The 17,169-nt window shown below is 55.3% G+C and carries 15 protein-coding genes and 1 pseudogene; 2 read left to right on the forward strand and 14 right to left on the reverse strand.

What is annotated here, in order from left to right:
- Positions 1-71: 71 nt before the first annotated feature.
- From mfd to L5656_RS05060, 4 genes are all read right to left on the reverse strand, one after another.
- Complete coding sequence (gene mfd / locus L5656_RS05045; RefSeq protein WP_297199950.1) at positions 72-3,599, reverse strand: transcription-repair coupling factor; 3,528 nt, start codon at positions 3,597-3,599, stop codon at positions 72-74.
- 154 nt (positions 3,600-3,753) lie between these two features.
- Complete coding sequence (locus L5656_RS05050) at positions 3,754-4,149, reverse strand: hypothetical protein (protein ID WP_297199952.1); 396 nt, start codon at positions 4,147-4,149, stop codon at positions 3,754-3,756.
- A 26-nt stretch (positions 4,150-4,175) separates the two neighbouring features.
- Entirely contained in the window at positions 4,176-4,739 is a 564-nt protein-coding gene (pth, locus tag L5656_RS05055; RefSeq protein WP_297199955.1) for an aminoacyl-tRNA hydrolase, read from the reverse strand.
- An 81-nt stretch (positions 4,740-4,820) separates the two neighbouring features.
- Complete coding sequence (locus tag L5656_RS05060; RefSeq protein ID WP_297199957.1) at positions 4,821-5,435, reverse strand: 50S ribosomal protein L25/general stress protein Ctc; 615 nt, start codon at positions 5,433-5,435, stop codon at positions 4,821-4,823.
- A gap of 89 nt (positions 5,436-5,524) precedes the next feature.
- On the opposite strand from L5656_RS05060, the gene L5656_RS05065 reads away from it, so the two are divergent.
- Positions 5,525-6,163, forward strand: a complete 639-nt coding sequence (locus L5656_RS05065; protein ID WP_297199960.1) for a PRC-barrel domain-containing protein — start codon at positions 5,525-5,527, stop codon at positions 6,161-6,163.
- Between the two features lie 37 nt (positions 6,164-6,200).
- Here L5656_RS05065 and L5656_RS05070 read toward each other — a convergent pair whose 3' ends face one another.
- The 7 genes from L5656_RS05070 to L5656_RS05100 all read right to left on the reverse strand — a co-directional run bounded on the left by L5656_RS05070 (position 6,201) and on the right by L5656_RS05100 (position 14,565).
- Positions 6,201-7,145, reverse strand: a complete 945-nt coding sequence (locus L5656_RS05070) for a ribose-phosphate diphosphokinase (RefSeq protein WP_297199963.1) — start codon at positions 7,143-7,145, stop codon at positions 6,201-6,203.
- The gene (gene glmU / locus L5656_RS05075; RefSeq protein ID WP_297199966.1) at positions 7,142-8,530 is read right to left on the reverse strand and encodes a bifunctional UDP-N-acetylglucosamine diphosphorylase/glucosamine-1-phosphate N-acetyltransferase GlmU; all 1,389 of its coding nucleotides are present in this window, start codon (positions 8,528-8,530) and stop codon (positions 7,142-7,144) included. Before glmU ends, L5656_RS05070 begins: the two co-directional genes overlap by 4 nt.
- Before the next feature lie 15 nt (positions 8,531-8,545).
- Positions 8,546-9,304, reverse strand: a complete 759-nt coding sequence (locus L5656_RS05080; RefSeq protein WP_297199968.1) for a nucleotidyltransferase family protein — start codon at positions 9,302-9,304, stop codon at positions 8,546-8,548.
- An 11-nt stretch (positions 9,305-9,315) separates the two neighbouring features.
- Entirely contained in the window at positions 9,316-10,017 is a 702-nt protein-coding gene (locus L5656_RS05085) for a GntR family transcriptional regulator (protein ID WP_297199970.1), read from the reverse strand.
- Positions 10,018-10,057: 40 nt separating this feature from the next.
- A complete protein-coding gene (gene ispE / locus L5656_RS05090) occupies positions 10,058-10,957 on the reverse strand; it encodes a 4-(cytidine 5'-diphospho)-2-C-methyl-D-erythritol kinase (protein WP_297199973.1) in 900 nt (299 codons plus the stop codon).
- A gap of 13 nt (positions 10,958-10,970) precedes the next feature.
- Positions 10,971-13,598: a cyanophycin synthetase gene (cphA, locus tag L5656_RS05095; RefSeq protein WP_297199976.1), complete on the reverse strand. Its 2,628-nt coding sequence runs from the start codon at positions 13,596-13,598 to the stop codon at positions 10,971-10,973.
- A gap of 178 nt (positions 13,599-13,776) precedes the next feature.
- Entirely contained in the window at positions 13,777-14,565 is a 789-nt protein-coding gene (locus L5656_RS05100; protein ID WP_297199979.1) for a cyanophycinase, read from the reverse strand.
- A gap of 124 nt (positions 14,566-14,689) precedes the next feature.
- Between L5656_RS05100 and L5656_RS05105 the strand changes: the two genes are divergently transcribed.
- Complete coding sequence (locus L5656_RS05105) at positions 14,690-14,965, forward strand: late competence development ComFB family protein (RefSeq protein ID WP_297199982.1); 276 nt, start codon at positions 14,690-14,692, stop codon at positions 14,963-14,965.
- Positions 14,966-15,026: 61 nt separating this feature from the next.
- On the opposite strand, the gene L5656_RS05110 is transcribed toward L5656_RS05105, so the two are convergent.
- From L5656_RS05110 to L5656_RS05120, 3 genes and pseudogenes are all read right to left on the reverse strand, one after another.
- Complete coding sequence (locus L5656_RS05110; RefSeq protein WP_297199985.1) at positions 15,027-15,713, reverse strand: response regulator transcription factor; 687 nt, start codon at positions 15,711-15,713, stop codon at positions 15,027-15,029.
- Positions 15,710-16,447: pseudogene (locus tag L5656_RS05115) on the reverse strand (ATP-binding cassette domain-containing protein); the annotation flags it as partial. The gene L5656_RS05110 and the pseudogene L5656_RS05115, both read right to left, overlap by 4 nt.
- A 47-nt stretch (positions 16,448-16,494) precedes the next feature.
- The coding region (locus L5656_RS05120; RefSeq protein ID WP_297199990.1) for an ABC transporter permease at positions 16,495-17,169 on the reverse strand (675 nt) is incomplete at its 5' end.

Raw genomic sequence — 17,169 nt, forward strand, 5'->3', positions numbered from 1 at the left:
AGGGTTCGAGCTTTTCACTGTTAGTATATAACCCCTTTTAGGCGTTTATTCATGTTTTTCCTTAAGCTGCCTTAAGCGCGAGCCAACTCCCGCATGCGGGTTAGTAGCTCCTGCAGGAGTTTAAGAAGCCCATGGCTGTCCAGGCCCTTGGTACGTACCCTAATGGCCAAACCACCGGCGGAAGAAAAGGAGAGGCGGCGGGGGAAGAAAGAGGAAAGCTCAAGCAGCTTTTCCCCCTTTAAGGCGGGCTGTTCGTTGAACTTAAGCTCCACTTCTCCGCTCCGCTGTTGGACACTGGTTATACCCAGCTCACCAGCTAAAAGCCTTATGCGGGCCATAAGAATCAAATTTTCTGCTGCCGGGGGCGGCGAGCCGAACCGGTCTATCATTTCCGCGGCTATTTCGTCTACCTCCGCCACGCTGCTGGCAGCAAGCAGCCGCTGGTAGAATTCCATTTTGAGGCTGGCATCGGGAATATAGTTATCGCTCAAGAAGGTATCCACTTTGAGCTCTACAGCAGCACCGCGCGGCCTCGTTGTGTCGGACGGCACGGGCTGGCCTTTAATTTTGCGCACGGCTTCCTCCAGTAATTGGCAATAAAGATCGAAACCTACGGCCAGCATGTGGCCGTGCTGTTCGGGACCCAAAAGGTTTCCCGCACCCCGCAGCTGGAGATCCCGGAGGGCTATCTTATATCCCGAACCTAAAGCCGTAAACTCCCGGATGGCGGCCAGCCGCTTCTCCGCCGCTTCACCTAACACTTTATCGGGACGGTAGGTAAAGTAGGCGTAGGCCAGGCGGTTGCTGCGGCCAACACGGCCTCTGAGCTGATAAAGCTGAGCCAGCCCGAAGTTATCGGCCTCGTCTACAATGAGGGTGTTGACGTTGGGGATATCCAGCCCGTTTTCGATGATGGTGGTGCAGACTAGCACATCATAATGCCCTTCAATAAAGTCCAGCATTACCCTTTCCAGATCTTCCTCGGACATCTGGCCGTGGGCTATGGCGATCCTGGCTTCGGGAACCAGCTGTTGCAGGGTAAAGGCTACTTGTTCGATGTCGGAAACGCGGTTGTGGACGTAATACACCTGGCCTCCACGTTCGAGTTCCCTCCTGATGGCCTCCCGCACCAGCTCCGGGCTATACTCCACCACATAGGTCTGTACGGGGAAGCGGTCCTCCGGTGGGGTTTCTATAAGGCTCATGTCCCGTACACCGGCCAGGGCCATGTGCAACGTCCGGGGAATGGGCGTGGCGGTCATGGTCAATACATCTACGCTATAGCGGAGCTGCTTGAGCTTTTCCTTATGGGCTACTCCGAAGCGTTGTTCTTCGTCAATTATTACCAGGCCCAGGTCTTTGAAGGTAACATCACTGGAAAGAAGGCGGTGGGTGCCTATTATTATATCTATTTCCCCCCGGGCCAGGGCCGCTATGGTCTCCGCCTGCTCTTTAGGCGAAAGGAAGCGGCTTAAAACAGCTACCTTTATGGGGTAAGGCGCGAAACGCTGCTTGAAGGTGTTGTAGTGCTGCTGGGCCAAAACCGTAGTGGGTACCAGGACGGCTACTTGCTTGCCGTCCATAACAGCTTTGAAGGCCGCCCGCAGAGCCACTTCCGTTTTACCGTACCCTACGTCCCCGCATAACAACCTGTCCATGGGTTTGGGCTTTTCCATGTCGGCCTTGACTTCGGCTATGGCTTTAAGCTGGTCCGGTGTTTCCGTATAAGGGAAGGCTTCTTCAAATTCCCTCTGCCAGGGCGTATCCGGAGAAAAGGCGTGCCCCTCTATGGTCTGCCTGGTGGCATAAAGATTTAAGAGTTCCTCGGCCATGGCCCGTACCGCTTCCTGTACCCGGCCCTTTACCTTGGCCCACTCGTTCCCTCCCAGGCGATACAGCCGGGGGACGTGCCCATCTGAGCCGATATATTTTTGCACTAAAGAGATCTGGTCGATGGGTACGTATAAGCGGTCGTTGCCCGCGTACTGGATAACGAGGTAGTCTTTTTTGACCCCCTCTACCTCCAGTTGCTGGATACCAAGGTACCTGCCGATACCGTGATGGACGTGAACCACGTAGTCCCCTTCTTTAAGGTCGCTAAAGGAGCTTATGCGCAGCCCTTCCCGGACTACTTTGTGCCTGCGGGGCCTGCGCACCGGGCCGTAAAGCTCGGCATCTCCCAAAATAGCCAAGCGCATCTGAGGCCAGCTAAAGCCCTGGCGCAACCTCCCGGGGACAACTACCACCTGGCCGGGCTGGGGGGGAGTGGATACGTCTTGAAGGGCCACCGTCTCCAACCCTTCGGCCCCCAGATTCTGCTGCAGAGCCTCTATGCGTCCGGGGTCTGCAACCATAAGGACGATCCGGTACTGCTCCTGGCGCAAGCGGGATAACTCTTGGACCAAGAGCTTTATCTTCCCCTGGAAAGCCGGAATGGAGTGGGCACCGACACCTATTATCCGGCGTACTCCTAAGGTGGCCCGCCGGGGAAGAAGGGTAAAGTACACGCGCTGGTAACCGGTAAATAGATTTTCCAGTTCGGCCGCCGTAGCGTAGGCTTCCCCCTGAGAAGGTAGGGCCAGGCCGCCCTCCAGCATCTGGGTAAAGATGTCTACCCGGTGCTTTTCCCGGCGTTTCGCCTCTTCCATAAGGCGTTGCGGGTCATCTAAGACGATCACGGGTGGGCGGGGGAAGTACTCCAGTATGCTTGCCAACCGGGGATAAAAAAAGGGGCCTAATTGTTCCACCCCTTCAGGCCATTCACCCTCTTTAAGGCTGGCCAAAAGCGGCGACATCCTGTCCTCCAGCTCCCGGGCAGCCTGGGAGCGGCCCCTTTTTAACCGCTCCAGTGTTTTAAAGTACTCCTCTTCCAGGCGCTTAAGCCCCGGCTCCCTCTCGTCCGGAGCAACCATCTCCCGAGCCGGGGTGATGACCGCCTCTTTTAGCTCTTCCACCGAGCGCTGGGTGGCGGGATCGAAGGAGCGTAAGGAATCTATTTCATCCCCAAAAAATTCTAACCTTACTGGCTGCTCGGCACCGAGCGGATAAATGTCGATAATCCCGCCCCTTACGGCGAGGTGGCCGGGAGCCTCGACCACTTCCTCCCTGCGGTAGCCCAGAAAGATAAGCCGCTCAAGCAATGCCTCACGATCTACACTATCGCCTACCTTCAAAGTTAAGATCCTCGCCCGGAAAAGTTCCGGCGGCGGAAGCTTACCCGCCAAAGCCTCCACGCCCATAACTACTACCCTGGCTTTACCCTGCAACAAATTACTCAAAACCCGTATACGCTGGGCCGGTATGTCCGGGCTGTAGGCGTGCACACCTATAGGTAAAAGCTCTCCCGCCGGAAGATACTCTATACCCTCTCCGGGCCAGAAGGCATCCACATCCGCGGCCAGGCGCTGGGCGTCATCTGCCGTAGCCGTTATAACCAATAAAGGCTGGAACTGGGCCACCATGGCCGTAACCCAGAGGCTTTTCAAGCCATCCGGGATATCGTACAGTTGCTGCTCGGCCAGTCCCTGCCTCAAGCCTTCCGCCAGATTGTGAAATTGTGCGCTATCTCTAACGATTTTTAAGAGTCCGTGATTATACATATACCCTCTCGCTAACCTTTCGCTTTTACATTAATCGCCTTACATTATTAAAAGGCCCCTTTATCAGGGCCCCTGCTTTTTTCATTATAGACCGGGTTTCCTCTTTAAGTCAAGGGAAAGGGACCCTACGCCTCCCCGGCTCTCCTTTGCAAAGTTAAGTACGGGGCGGCTGGCGGTGAAGAAAATAGAAAAATGAGTTCCATCCTATGTGGACCGCCGCGGCCGCCCCCCAGGCCCAAAAAAAGGAATTCGTGGCCCGCCAGGCAAAGAAACTGCATAAGCCGAAAAACGTATGGCTGGCTACGGCGCCCCAGGCCGCACCCCTTCTTCCCCTCCCCCATTCCCAACATCCTTCCACCAGACCAAAGGTAAAATGGGTGAGGGCTAAGGAGCCTCCTAGCAGGAAGGCTAGGCCCGTCTTAAGGAGCTCTTCTCCGAGCGGGCCCCAGAGGGATATGTTAAGCTTCCACCTGGCCAAAAACTGCCGATTTATAATCCAGGCTAAAACAGAGGCTAAAGCTCCAGCCAGCAAGGCCTTAAGCTCTGACAACGGCCTACCCTCTCCGTCGCCGGATTCTAGCCATTATACCGGTTCATCACCTCTTCTATATTTCCCGCAACAAGCCAAAATCTCGCAGCATGGGCAGCTTTTATGAGGACGGGCCGGACAACCTCCCACTCCTCATCCGTGAACGGCTCCAGAACGTATTCTACCACGTCCTTGCCCTCCGGGGGACGGCCGATACCTATCCTGGCTCGCGGCACCCCCTCGGTGCCTAAAGCCTCGAGGACGGAAGCCAAACCTTTATGGCCGCCCGAGCTGCCCCGGGGCCGTATACGCAGGCGGCCGGGGGCGAGGTCCAAATCGTCTAAAATTACCAGAATATCTTCCGGGGCGATGCCGTACCAGCGTGCCAGCCTGGATACTGCCCGGCCGCTCAAGTTCATAAAGGTAAGAGGTTTGACCAATAGAACCCGCTGGCCCTCTACAACGCCCGTACCTGTAAGTGCGTCCGGCTTTTGTCGGGTAAGGTTTATCCCCAACTCGTCAGCAAGCAGGTCCAAAGCCATGAACCCGGCATTATGGCGGGTGGTCTCATACTGTGGGCCTGGATTACCCAGGCCCACAACCATCTTCATAGCTTATCCTCCCCGTGTATTATGAATATTATGCAGGTCCGTGTCGTCGCTTTTAATAGTTGCTGGAGGCGCTGGGCCGCTTTATTCTCCGCCGCTCTCCTCACCTTCTTGCTCAGCCTCCGCCTCTTCGCCTTTCTCCAGTTCTACCACGGTGGCAATAAGGCTTTCGGGGTCAGAAAGGATCCTTACCCCCTTAGGCGGCTGGATATCCGCTACAGAAAGGTGGTCGCCCACATCTAGGCCGCTCACATCCACCACAATGGCCTCAGGCAGGTCGGCAGGCAAGCATTCTATCTCCAGCTCGGATAATCCGTGCTGTAGGATACCCCCGGCCTTGACCCCTCGCGGCTCGCCTTCTAAAACCACGGGCACCGTAACCGTGATCTTTTCTCCGGCCGGAACCTGGAAGAGGTCCACATGGAGAAGATTACCCCGTAGGGGATCCCGCTGGACCTCCCTTAAAAGGGCCGTGTATTCCTGCCTTCCATCATTCTTTTCTAAATGAACTTTGACTAAAGCTCTTTCCCCTTCTGTTTCTAAAATCTTTTTAAGCTCTTTGAGTCTAACTATTATAGGAACGTTCCCCGCGTCCCGGCCGTATAAAACTCCGGGCAGGAGGCCCTCCCGTCTTAAGCGGCGAGCCGGTCCTTTTCCGGTATTTTCCCTGGGTTGAACCGTTAATACGCTGGCTTCCATGATGTTTCTCTCCTTTCTTCCACCTATATAATGTAGCATAAATCGGCCGTTTCAAGCATAAACATTTTCCATCCGGGAGGTGAAAAAACATGCTGTACCGGAGCAAAAAAGTCTTGGGAATGCCGGTCATAAGCTTGTCAGACGGCCGGGTAGTAGGTCGCGTAAAGCGCCTCCTCCTCGACCTTTCCAACCTCATTGTTGCCGGTATTATTTTAGACCGTAAAGGCTTGTTTAAGGAGCAACCCGTGATACCTTACAGCCACGTAAAAAACATCGGCAGCCATGCCGTAACCGTCGACGCATCTTCAGCAGTGGTAAACTTGCGCTCCCTTCCCGAGCTTGAGGAGCTGGCCAAGAAACTCCTCCCTCTCGTTGGAGCCAGGGTAATAACAGAAGAAGGGGCTGTGCTAGGTACCGTAGAGGATTTCTACTTTGACCCCCGGGACGGTAAGATACTGGAACTGGAGCTAAAGGGTAAGCTCTGGCAGGGCCATAACTTGCTTCCGGCCTCTGCCATCCGGACTTGCGGCCGGGATGCCCTAATCGTCAAGGCCGAAGCCCCCGTTCTCCTCCAGCGCCGCCGCGGGGCCTGGAACTGGCCCGGTCTGGAAACCGCAGCCAGGGCCACGGAAAAATGGAGTGAAAGTTTAAGCCAGTATCTAAAGCGCTTGCCCGGATTAAACCGAAAAGATAAGCCCAAGGGGCCAACGGGAGATATCCCGGAATAACCGGAGCGAGGTACGGACCAAATCCGGTAGCCGGCAATTAATCGAATAAAGTACTGACAGATTCATCCCGGTGGATACGCATGATGGCCTCCCCTAAAAGGGGCGCTACCGAAAGGTGGCGGAGCTTGGGGATATCTTTCTCCGGGGGCACCGGGATGGTGTTGCAAACTATTACCTCCTCCACGGGAGCGTCTTTCAGCCTCTCTACCGCAGGCCCCGACAGCACCGGGTGGGTACAACAAGCGTAGATGGCTCGCGCGCCCTGTTCCTTTAGGGCCCGGGCACCCAGGCAGATGGTTCCGGCGGTGTCAATGAGATCGTCCACCATAATTACTGTTTTGCCTTCTACTTCTCCGATTATGTTCATTACTTCCGCCACGTTGGGGGCCGGCCTGCGCTTGTCTATTATAGCAATCTCTGCCCCGAGGCGCTCGGCCAAGTTACGGGCCCGTATTACTCCCCCTACATCGGGTGAGACTACAACTAGCTCTTTGAGATCCAAGCCCTTAAAATAATCGGCCAAAATCGGTATAGCCGTCAAGTGGTCCACCGGTATGTCGAAGAACCCTTGAATGGCCCCGGCATGAAGGTCCATGGTAAGAACGCGGTCTGCGCCGGCCGCGGTGATGAGATTAGCCACCAGCTTGGCCGATATAGGGTCCCGTGCCCGGGTTTTTCTCTCCTGCCGGGCATAGCCGTAATAGGGTATAACGGCCGTTATGCGCCAGGCCGAAGCCCGCCTGAGGGCATCGATAAGTATGAGAAGCTCCATCAAATTTTCGTTCACCGGGTTACAGGTGGGCTGGATTACAAATACATCTGCCCCCCGCACGCTTTCATCGATGGCTATGCTTATCTCCCCGTCGCTAAACCGCCCCACTTTGGCCTTGCCCAGGGGAACTTCCAGGTAACTAGATATCTCCTGGGCGAGCTTAGGGTTAGCATTACCTGTAAAAATTTTTAGCTCTGTATCGCTGGTCATTCCTCACCCGACCTTTCTTTTTTTTCTAGCCTGGCCCGGCCTTTCTCCGGAATGTTTACCTGCTCGGCCCGGGCTAAAGCCAGAGCTCCTGCTGGTACGTTTTTAGTTATGGTGGAACCGGCTCCCACTAAAGCTTTCTCCCCCACCTCGACCGGTGCCACCAGGTTAGTGTTGCTCCCGATAAAGGCTCCGTCGCCTATCACGGTGGTCCACTTTCGGTGCCCATCGTAATTACAAGTTATGGTACCGGCTCCGATATTTACATTTTTTCCTACTTCTGCATCTCCTAAGTAAGTCAAATGAGGAACTTTACTGTCCTCGCCCACCCGTGAAGCCTTTATTTCGACAAAATCACCTACCTTTACCCGGTCGGCCAAAACCGTCCCCGGCCGCAAATAGGCAAAAGGCCCTATCTGGCAGCGAGCTCCTACTGCGCTCCCTAAAACAACGGAATAACTTACACACGTTTCCTCCCCAATAGAGCTATCCCTTACGGTGGTCTGGGGTCCTACGGTGCAACGGGAGCCGATGGTGGTCTTCCCTTCCAGAAAAGTGAAGGGTAAAAGTATAGTATCCCGCCCCACCTCCACCCCGGCATCCACAAAGGTGGTAGCAGGGTCTACTATGGTTACACCTTTACGCATGAGTTCCTCGTTTATACGCCGCCGGAGCACCCGGGCGGCCCGGGCCAGGTCCACACGGTCGTTCACTCCAAGTATTTCTTCGGGATCCGGGCACTCCACCGCCAGGACTTTTTCTCCCCGCAAGCAGAAAAGTTCGATTACATCCGTAAGATAATATTCGCCCTGGGCGTTTAAAGGCTTTATCTCCTCTAGAGCCGGCCATACTAAAGAGGCATCAAAACAGTAGGTCCCGCTGTTCACCTCCTTGATGGCCTTTTCTTGGGGGCCCGCGTCCTTTTCCTCCACTATCCTCTCCACCCTGCCGGAAGGCCCGCGCACCACCCGTCCATACCCCGTAGGGTCTTCCAGGGAAGCTACAAGGATGCTCGCCGCAGCCTTTTCCTCCCGGTGCTTCTTTAATAGTTCAACCAGAGTAGAAGGGCGAAGCAAGGGGGTATCCCCGCACAACACTAAAAGGGTGGAAGCTCCCCCGGCCAACTCCCGCGCCTGGGCCAGGGCGTGTCCCGTCCCCAACTGCCTCTCCTGCCAGGCGTACTTATACCGGGAACCCAAGTAAGACCGGACCGCCTCCCCTCCGTGACCCACCACCACCACGATCTCCTGTAAGCCAGCCCCCTCTAAAGCCGCCAAAACGTGCTCAACGAGGGCTCTCCCGGCCACCCGGTGAAGAACCTTGGGTATATCAGAACGCATCCTTTTGCCTTCGCCTGCCGCCAGCACGACGGCTACTGCACCCTCCACCTTCTACCCTCCCCCTCAAGGTGCCGACCCGTCGAAGATTCTTGATACCAGCTCCCAATCCTCTGGTTTATCTACATCCACGCCGATCTCGGGATAAGGGGTTATTACGGCCGTCCCCCTAACACCCAAAAGCCGCGAAAAGCTCCTCTCGGCCTCGGCCAGGGTGAGCCTTCCCAAGATGAATTTTAAAATAAACAAAGGGCCTATCTGCCTGGCCAGGCCTAAAGGACTTTTACGCAGCTTAACTAACTTTTCCCCTTTTAAGGCACAAGACGTAAAAGTGTCTCCCCTTATAAGCGCTAAATTACCTCCGGTGAAAGTACCCTCCCTCAGGCGCACGTAGGTGCGGCGGGCTCCCTTAAACTTTTCTTCTACGGATTGCCGCGTGACGATGGGGTAATACAGATCTGCTTCCGCTTTAAAGCAGCGTTCTAAAAAGTCCCTTACTGCTTCAGGGGTAAGGAGGGGAAGATCGGCTGTAGATAACAGGATCCACTGGCTTCCCTGTAAAGCCTGGTATCCGTTTAGGGCGCTCTCTACGGCCGTTGACCCGGCCAAAACCCAGCGTACCCCTTCTTCCCGCGCCAGTTCCGAAAGATCCGGCGGTCCTACTAAAACCAGCTCTTCCAAATAGCCTGACTTCCTCAGCGCTCCTATCACCCAGGTAACCATGGGGCGGCCCCCTACGGGAAGCAGGGCTTCCGTACTTACCCCCAAGTTTTCTCCCTTACCCGGGCTCCCTCCGGCCAGTACGATCCCGCCGACCTTCCTCATCCCCTGCCCTCCTAAACCTTGCTTTCTCCTTCTCGCGTGCGCATCTCTTCCCGGATAGCTTCCAGCAGGCGGTTTTCAGCGTTTTCTATATGCTCTTGAGCCAGCCGCTGGGCAAGCTCGACGTTGCGCGAAGCAATGGCTTCCACCAGGGCCTTATGCTCCTCAACAGTTTCCCGCTTGCGGCCAGGTGTAGCCAGGGAGCTGGTACGGAAACGCTGAATATGCTCTCTTAAATTGTTTATTATCTGCACTAACCGGTCGTTACGGCTGGCCCGGTAAAGAATATCGTGGAACTGGGTGTCCAATTGAACGAGGGTCTCCAAATCGTTTTTTTCTGCACATTCGGCAATCTTTACCAGCAAGCGCTCCAGCTCTTCCAGCTCTTCCTCTGTAATGCGCTCGCAAGCCAGCGCGGCTGCCAAAGCTTCCAAAGCACCCCTTATTTCAAAAACATCGGCGATGTCTTTGGTGGAAATATCGGCCACGTAGGCCCCCTTGCGGGGGACCATTACTACAAGGCCCTCCAGTTCCAGCTTCCGAATGGCCTCGCGGACGGGGGTGCGGCTCACCCCCATTTCTTCGGCCAGTTGTACCTCCATAAGGCGTTCGCCTGGTTTAAGGTGGCCTGCCAGGATGGCTTCGCGTAAGGTTTCAAATACGATCTCCCGCAGGGGCTTGTAGTTTTCCAGTTTGCTGGCAAATATATTTTTCATACGCTCTCCCTCCGGACAACTCGTCTTCCGCCTACATCAGTCATATCGTATGGGTAACAAAAGTTTCGGGGTAGCGCGGTTTTAGCTCCCGGGCGATCCTTTCTGCCTCCGTCCGGCTGGGCACTACACCGAACACCGCCGGGCCGCTGCCGCACAGGACGGCTTTCTCAGCTCCGAGGTCCAGCAAGCTCCCTTTTATAACCTTCACCTCGGGGTAGAGGGCGAAAGTAACCTTTTCCAAGGTATTACCCAATGAAGCTATTAAAGCTTCCCGGTCGCCGCGGTACAGGGCTGCTAAAGCCTCCTTTTCCCGGGGCACCTCAAAATCTTCACACCATATACCGGCATCCCAGCCTGCATAGATCTTCCGGGTGCTGATGCTAAAAGAGGGTTTAACTATAACCAGCCACAGGCGGGGAGGAGGAGGCAAAATTAAAAGCCTTTCACCCTTTCCAGTGCCCAAAGCAGTGCCTCCCAATACACAAAAAGGTACATCGGCTCCCAGCCTTTCACCCAAATGAGCCAGCGCGCCCGGCGTAAGGCCCAGATCAAAAAGATAGTTTATGCCCACCAAAACCGCAGCAGCATCGGAGCTACCCCCGCCCAGGCCGGCAGCCACGGGTATGTTTTTCTCCAGAACGATCCTTACGCCTCTGAAGGGGTAGCTTTCCCGTAAAAGTAAGGCGGCCTGCCAGGCCAGGTTTTCGGGGCCCCGGAGCCCTTGCACACCTTTTACTTCTAGCTCTATATCATCTGCCTCTTGCAAGGTAATTTTATCGTGCAGGGCAATACTCTGAAAGATGGTACTTATTTCATGGTAGCCGTCGGGCCTGGTCCCTTTAACTTCTAAGGTTAAGTTGATCTTAGCATAAGCCCGTAGGGTTATCTCCCGCAAAATATCTTCCAATTCCTCCTGAAAGGTGGCAAAAGCCTGGGCCAAAATCTCCCGTCCCTTAATTATACACCATATCGAGCAAAAATCCTCTTTTTTCGTCCTTAAAGTTATTTACCGCCTGTAAAACGGCCTCCAGCTCTTCATAAAAAATAACCACTACTTGACCCGGGCCTGCTTGGGCCAAGGCCGTAAAAGCCGCCTCACCTTCATTAAGCACTATTTGTATCTTATCCGGAGAAAGCCCCGCGGCCACGGCTCCCCGGCGCAGTAAACCCGCCACCTCACCCGGGCTGCGACCGCGGCGGTCCTTATCTTCCTTTAGGACAAGCCTTTGGCAGAGGCGCCCCGCTACCATCCCGCTTTTTAAGATAGAAGTGTCCGGCCGGTCTCCAGGCACCCCGATTACGGCCACTACCTCAGGCGAGATCTGCCTGGCCAGCCTAAGGACGCTTTCGAAACCCGCCGGGTTATGGCCGTAATCTATGATGACTTTAATGTCCCCGATCTCCTGGAACATTAAGCGCCCCGGGTTGTGCTCCGGCAGCCGGCCGAACTCCCTTAACCCCCGGGCGACTACGGGCAGGGGCACGCCTAAAGCCACGCAGGCTGCTACAGCAGCCAGGGCGTTTTGCAAATTATGCCGGGCCAGGCCTTTGAAAGTACAGGTTACCGCAGGAACGGCTATAAGTCTTCTCTTCAGGCTTCCCCGGGCTAAAATTATGTAGCCGGCCCGGGTATAGACGGCCGTGCCCCCACGGGCCACATGCTCCCGGACTTCGGGGCTATTGGCCCTTAAACTAAAGAATATGATCTTGCCCCGGGCCCTAGACCGCATCCGCAGCGTCAAGGGGTCATCGGCGTTTAATACCGAAAACCCGTCCTCTTTAACTGCCTCCACCACCAAGGATTTTACATAGGCCAGATCCTCCAGGGTTTCCACGCCGTACTGGCCCAGGTGGTCTTCACTAATGTTGAGGACGATCCCCACATCCGCCCGGTCGTAAGCCAGGCCTGCCCGTAAAATCCCACCTCTTGCCGTCTCCAGAACGGCTACCTCCACCCTCCGGTCCGCTAAAACCCTCCGGGCGCTGGCCGGCCCTGCCGCATCCCCCTTCTCCACCAGCCTTCCCCCGATGTATATCCCGTCGGTAGTAGTAAGCCCCACCGTCAAACCGGTAAGGCCCAGGATGTAAGCAATAAGCCGGGCCGTGGTAGTCTTTCCGTTGGTACCCGTGACGGAGACGATAGGTATGCGTCCGTCGTCCCCGGGAGGAAAAAGGCTTTCCACTATGGCTCCGGCTACGTCCCGGGGCTGGCCTGATAACGGGAAGTGGTGCATGCGAATGCCGGGCGCGGCATTTACCTCTACGATCCCACCCCCTGTAGAACTTAACGGCCGGGAAATATCGGGGCAGACCATGTCCACGCCAGCCACATCAAGCCCTATGACCCTGGCGGCCTCTTCTGCAATCCAGGCATTGTAGGGGTGAACTTTATTGGTGACGTCAACCGCCGTGCCCCCTGTACTCAGATTAGCGCTCTCCCTTAAGAAGACAGTAGCCCCCTTGGGAGGTATGTCCTCCAGGGCCCACCCTTGGCGCCTTAACGTAAAAAGGGTCAGGCTATCCAGGGGAAGCCTGGTCAGGGGCCGGTCATGCCCTTCGCCCCGAGCCGGGTCTAAATTGGCCAGCTCAATAAGCTCCTTGACGGAATGCCGTCCGTCACCTATAACGTGAGCCGGCGTGCGCTCGCAGGCAGCCAGGAATTTTTCTTTGACTACCAGCAGCCTGTACTGGCGTCCGGGAAGATGTTCTTCAATTAAAACCGGTCCGTAAGCAGCCGCTTCTTTATAAGCCTCCCTGACCTCAGATTCACTTTTAAGGTTGGTGAAAACACCTTTACCCTGGTTCCCGCGCAAGGGCTTTACTACTATGGGAAAGCCGAGCCTTAAAGCCGCGGCCACTGCCTCTTCCTCACTGCCAACTACCATGCCCCGGGGAACCGGCAAGCCGAATTCTTTAAGTAGCTTTTTAGTTAAAGCCTTATCCCCGGCTATATCTACGGCTATGGAGCGGGTATTTTCGGTTATGGTAGCCCAGATTCTGCGGCTGCGGCAGCCGTACCCTAGCTGAAGGAGGCTCCCTTCCCCCAGGGGGCGGACTGGAATACCCCGGCGCCGGCAGGCAGCTACAATGGCTTCCGTGCTGGGGCCCAGGCTATACTTATCCAGAACCTCCTTCAGCCTGTTTAGGGCGGCCTGGACGTCGTATTCCTTACCTTGGAGGAGGTTTAATACCAAATCTACTGCAAGGCCTAAGGCTTCTCTAGCAGCCTCCTTGCACTTGTACTCAAGGATTATCTCCACCACTCCGGGTATGCGGGTGTCCCGGGTTTTGCCGTAGGAAACCTCCTCGCCCGCCAGCCAGAGGAGCTCCAGGGCCACGTGCTCGACCACATGTCCCAAATAGGTCCCCTCGAACAACCTCTCCTGAAATCCGCCCTCATATCCCCGGGAACAGTGGTGATCTTTAAGCCCGGGTAAATAATGCAAGAGCTTCTCTCTAAAGCCCGAAAGCTCCGCGGTACTGGTCCCTGCGTACCCACCCAGCTCCAGCCGGGCTACCAGCACCGGACGCAGGCAAAAGATATTGGGCCCCTCCAGGGCCCGGAAGTCGATAAGGCGCATAAATTTTAGCTTCCCTCCTCAGCCGTTTCCTAGTTTAACCAATAGAGGGTAAATTATACGGCCGGTAAGAATTAAGGCGGAGAATTAACGGCTGAGGCGGGCTGGTAAAGCTGGAACCTCGAAGCATCTAGAAATGTTTACTAGGCTCGGCCTGAGGAAAAGCCAAGCAGGTTAAAACCTAACTCAAAGGAAGAAGGGCGCGGCGGGTATCCAAATCGAAGCCGTAACCTGCCGGGAGCACGTGCAGGGATACGCCCGTTAAGGCCAGGGGCTCGCGGCCGGCTGCAGATATGTTGGTGTGTTCGATACTACGTCCGTCCACCACAGTTGCCGTCCCGCTTCCCCTTACCCATAATTTATCTCCGTCCACCCACACAGCAGTATCTTCATCTATTCCCAGCCCCAGGACGTAAGGGTTGTAGGCCAAAGCGGCCAAAAGCCGGCCCAGGCGTCCGCGCTGGGCGAAATGCTGGTCTACGATAACCTCGCGGATGAACCCCAACCCGGGAGCCAGCCGCACTGCATTTAAGCGGGGCGCCACTTCCCCCTCGCCAGAAACGATCATAGTAGAGCTCATGGCGGCCGCGCCCGCGCTCGTACCTCCTATAAGGACGCCCCGGCGAAAAGCCCGGTGCAAGGCGCGGTCGAGGCCGGTGCCCCCTAAAATGGAGGTAAGGCGTAGCTGGTCGCCGCCGGTAAAAAACACCGCCGTAGCTTCTTCCACGGGCCGTGCTAAAGCCTCCCTGTCCGCTTCTTTGCGCGTAGCCGGGGCTACGATTTCTACCCGCCTTGCGCCCAGACGACCAAAAACACGCCAGTACACCTCCCCGGCCTCTGCCATATTATGCGAGGCCACCGGTATAACCACTATCTTGGCCCCCTCCCCGCCGCAGGCCTCCAAAAACCCCTGTAAAACTTCGCAGTGCCCCTCCCGGTCTTCGTTTCCGCCTATGAGGTATAGAGCCATATGTGTCCTCCTTCGAGAAATTTATTTTCCCGCAGGCAGGAAAAAGTCCCCAAAAAGGCGAATCCCTTTCCTAAAGTTACCCAATTAAACTACTTCCATTCTTTTTTGAAGGGACGGAAATGCGGTGTCTAAGGAGCTGGTCCTTAAAAATTACATGGAGGACTGCGTCTGGGAATTGCTCGATAGCGTGTTGGAGCAGGACCCTGAAGCCTGCAAGTGCGAAGCTTGCCGGTATGACGTAGTGGCCTTGGCCTTAAACGAGCTTCCGCCCCGGTATGTGGTAAGGGAAAAAGGAGCCCTGTACACTAAGGTGTCCATGTTGGAAGCCCAGTACCGGGCCGACATCTATAGCGCCCTGACCAAAGCCCTTATGAAGGTAAAACAAAACCCGCGCCATTAAATTTTAAGGCGCGGGTTTGAAGGGTATCGAGGTATGACCCGCGCCGTTGTATTTAAAAACATTATTTTTCCCTAAACTTATACCCTACTCCCCGTACGGTTAAGATGTAACAGGGGTTGCTGGGGTCTTCTTCTATTTTTTCCCTCAGGTGCCGGATATGCACGTCTATGGTGCGGGTGTCGCCGAAATAGCCTCCCTCCCATAACCTGTCAAGGAGTACTTCACGGGTAAAGACCCGCCCGGGATTTTCTGCTAAAAACTTTAAAAGCTGGTATTCTTTTAAAGTGAGGTCCACCTTTTTTCCTCTCACACGGACTTCATGGCTTTCCGGATTTATAACTAAGTCACCTACGGTTATCAGGCCGTCCTTGCGGCTTCCGGCCTCGGCCGCCCGGCGCAGTATGGCCCGGACCCTGGCCACCAGCTCCCGGGGGCTAAAGGGTTTAACCATATAATCGTCGGCCCCTAGCTCAAGGCCTAAGACCCGGTCCACCTCTTCCTTCCGCGCCGTCAGCATGAGGATGGGAGTGTTGTGGCGGGCCCGGATAATGCGGCACACCTCAAAGCCATCCATCTTGGGAAGCATGATATCCAGGATAACTAGATCGGGCTTTTCTGTTTCGACAAGCTTTAAAGCCTCCTCCCCATCAGTAGCGGTAAGGGTAGAAAAGCCCGCCTGCTTTAAGTTGTAGGTTACGAGCTCTAAAATTGCAGGCTCGTCATCGACTACTAAGATTTTGCCCGTCATTTTCCCGCTTCCCCTGTTAAAAGCAAATTTATAAAGCCTTCACTTGTATTGTAATTTACGGAAGGAACCTTTGTCCAGGCTCCCTGCGGAAGGCTTGTACCTGCCAGCAGGTACGCCAAATCTTCCGGCCGTGCCGTTCCTAAAATCCTTCCTTTAGAAAGGATGGCTACCCTGTCGGCCAGAAGGGGTATTTCGGTATAGTCATGGGTGACAAAGAGAACTGTGATCTTTCGCTCCTTAACTATACGCCTTAGCTCTTCCAGTAAAAGGGTGCGGGTGGGGACGTCCAGGCCGGTAAAGGGCTCGTCCAGAAGCAAAAGCTCGGGTTCCAGCACTAAAGCCCGGGCCAGGCTAACCTTTCTGGCTTCGCCACCCGATAACTCCCAAGGGTAGCGGGAGCTCAGGTGGCTTAAACCTAAAAGCTTGAGCCACCCTTCCACCTTCGGCCTTATCTCCTCTTTCTTCATCCCCCGGAAATGCAAACCCAGGGCCACGTTTTTATATACGGTGGTATTTAAAAGAAGGGGTTCCTGAAAAACCACGGAGAGCCTTCTCCGGAGCCCTAACAGCTCCTTACGCCGCCAGACGACCGGCTGGCCGTCGAAGTAAAGAAGGCCTTGAAGGGGCTTTTCCAGGAGGGCTACCACCTTTAAAAGAGTGCTCTTCCCCGCTCCGTTAGGTCCCAGCAGGCTCCAGACTTCTCCCTCTCCGATACAAAGCTCATCTACCGCCAGCACCTGGCGGCCTCCCTTTACTACTTTGATCCCCTCTAAACGCAAGTTTAGCCCCATGCTCTCCGCCTCCCCTGCTGGAGCACAGTCAGGACGGCTGTTATGGTAAAGCTTAAACCCAAAAGAATATAGCTTAGGGCCCAGGCCATGGGGAAGTTGCCCCGGCTTACTTCCATAACTATAGCCGTGGTTAAAACCCGCGTCTGGTGGAGGATGTTACCCCCTACCATTAGGGAAGCCCCCACTTCAGATATCACGCCCCCGAAACCTGCGATGACCGCAGCAAGAAGGCCCAGGCGGCTTTCCCTTAACAAAAGCCAGAAAAGCTGTACAGGTGAGGCACCCAGGGCCATCATCTGGAGCCTAAGCCGGGCGGGCAACTGCTGAAAGGCAGCCATAGAGAGGCCTATCACCAAGGGAGCAGCGATAACGGCCTGAGCTATGATCATGGCCGTAGGGGTGTAAATAAGCCCTAGCCGCCCCAGGGGGCCGCTCCTCCAAAGGAGAAAGCTCACCCACAGTCCCACCACAGTGGGAGGAAGCCCCATGAAAGTGTTGATAATGCTTACAATGAAACGCCGGCCTGGAAAAGAAGTAAAAGCCAGCAGAAACCCCAAGGGTACCCCGATCAGAACGCTTATCAATGTGGCCAGGCCGCTCACTTTGAAGGTCAAAATTACGACTTCCAGGACCGCAGGATCAAGGGTTAAAAGGAGCTTAAACCC

Origin of the sequence: Thermanaeromonas sp. (assembly GCF_021890735.1) — a bacterium.
In the GTDB taxonomy this organism is placed as follows: domain Bacteria; phylum Bacillota; class DSM-521; order Neomoorellales; family Neomoorellaceae; genus Thermanaeromonas.

Bases quoted from the DNA above. Each gene is read 5' to 3' on its own strand.
- L5656_RS05060 (WP_297199957.1), bottom strand. From the start codon at position 5,435: ATGGAAGCCAGCGTATTAACGGTTCAACCCAGGGAAAATACCGGAAAA.
- L5656_RS05080 (WP_297199968.1), bottom strand. From the start codon at position 9,304: ATGAGGAAGGTCGGCGGGATCGTACTGGCCGGAGGGAGCCCGGGTAAG.
- pth (WP_297199955.1), bottom strand. From the start codon at position 4,739: ATGAAGATGGTTGTGGGCCTGGGTAATCCAGGCCCACAGTATGAGACC.
- L5656_RS05070 (WP_297199963.1), bottom strand. From the start codon at position 7,145: ATGACCAGCGATACAGAGCTAAAAATTTTTACAGGTAATGCTAACCCT.
- mfd (WP_297199950.1), bottom strand. From the start codon at position 3,599: ATGTATAATCACGGACTCTTAAAAATCGTTAGAGATAGCGCACAATTT.
- L5656_RS05065 (WP_297199960.1), top strand. From the start codon at position 5,525: ATGCTGTACCGGAGCAAAAAAGTCTTGGGAATGCCGGTCATAAGCTTG.
- L5656_RS05110 (WP_297199985.1), bottom strand. From the start codon at position 15,713: ATGACGGGCAAAATCTTAGTAGTCGATGACGAGCCTGCAATTTTAGAG.
- L5656_RS05100 (WP_297199979.1), bottom strand. From the start codon at position 14,565: ATGGCTCTATACCTCATAGGCGGAAACGAAGACCGGGAGGGGCACTGC.
- cphA (WP_297199976.1), bottom strand. From the start codon at position 13,598: ATGCGCCTTATCGACTTCCGGGCCCTGGAGGGGCCCAATATCTTTTGC.
- L5656_RS05085 (WP_297199970.1), bottom strand. From the start codon at position 10,017: ATGAAAAATATATTTGCCAGCAAACTGGAAAACTACAAGCCCCTGCGG.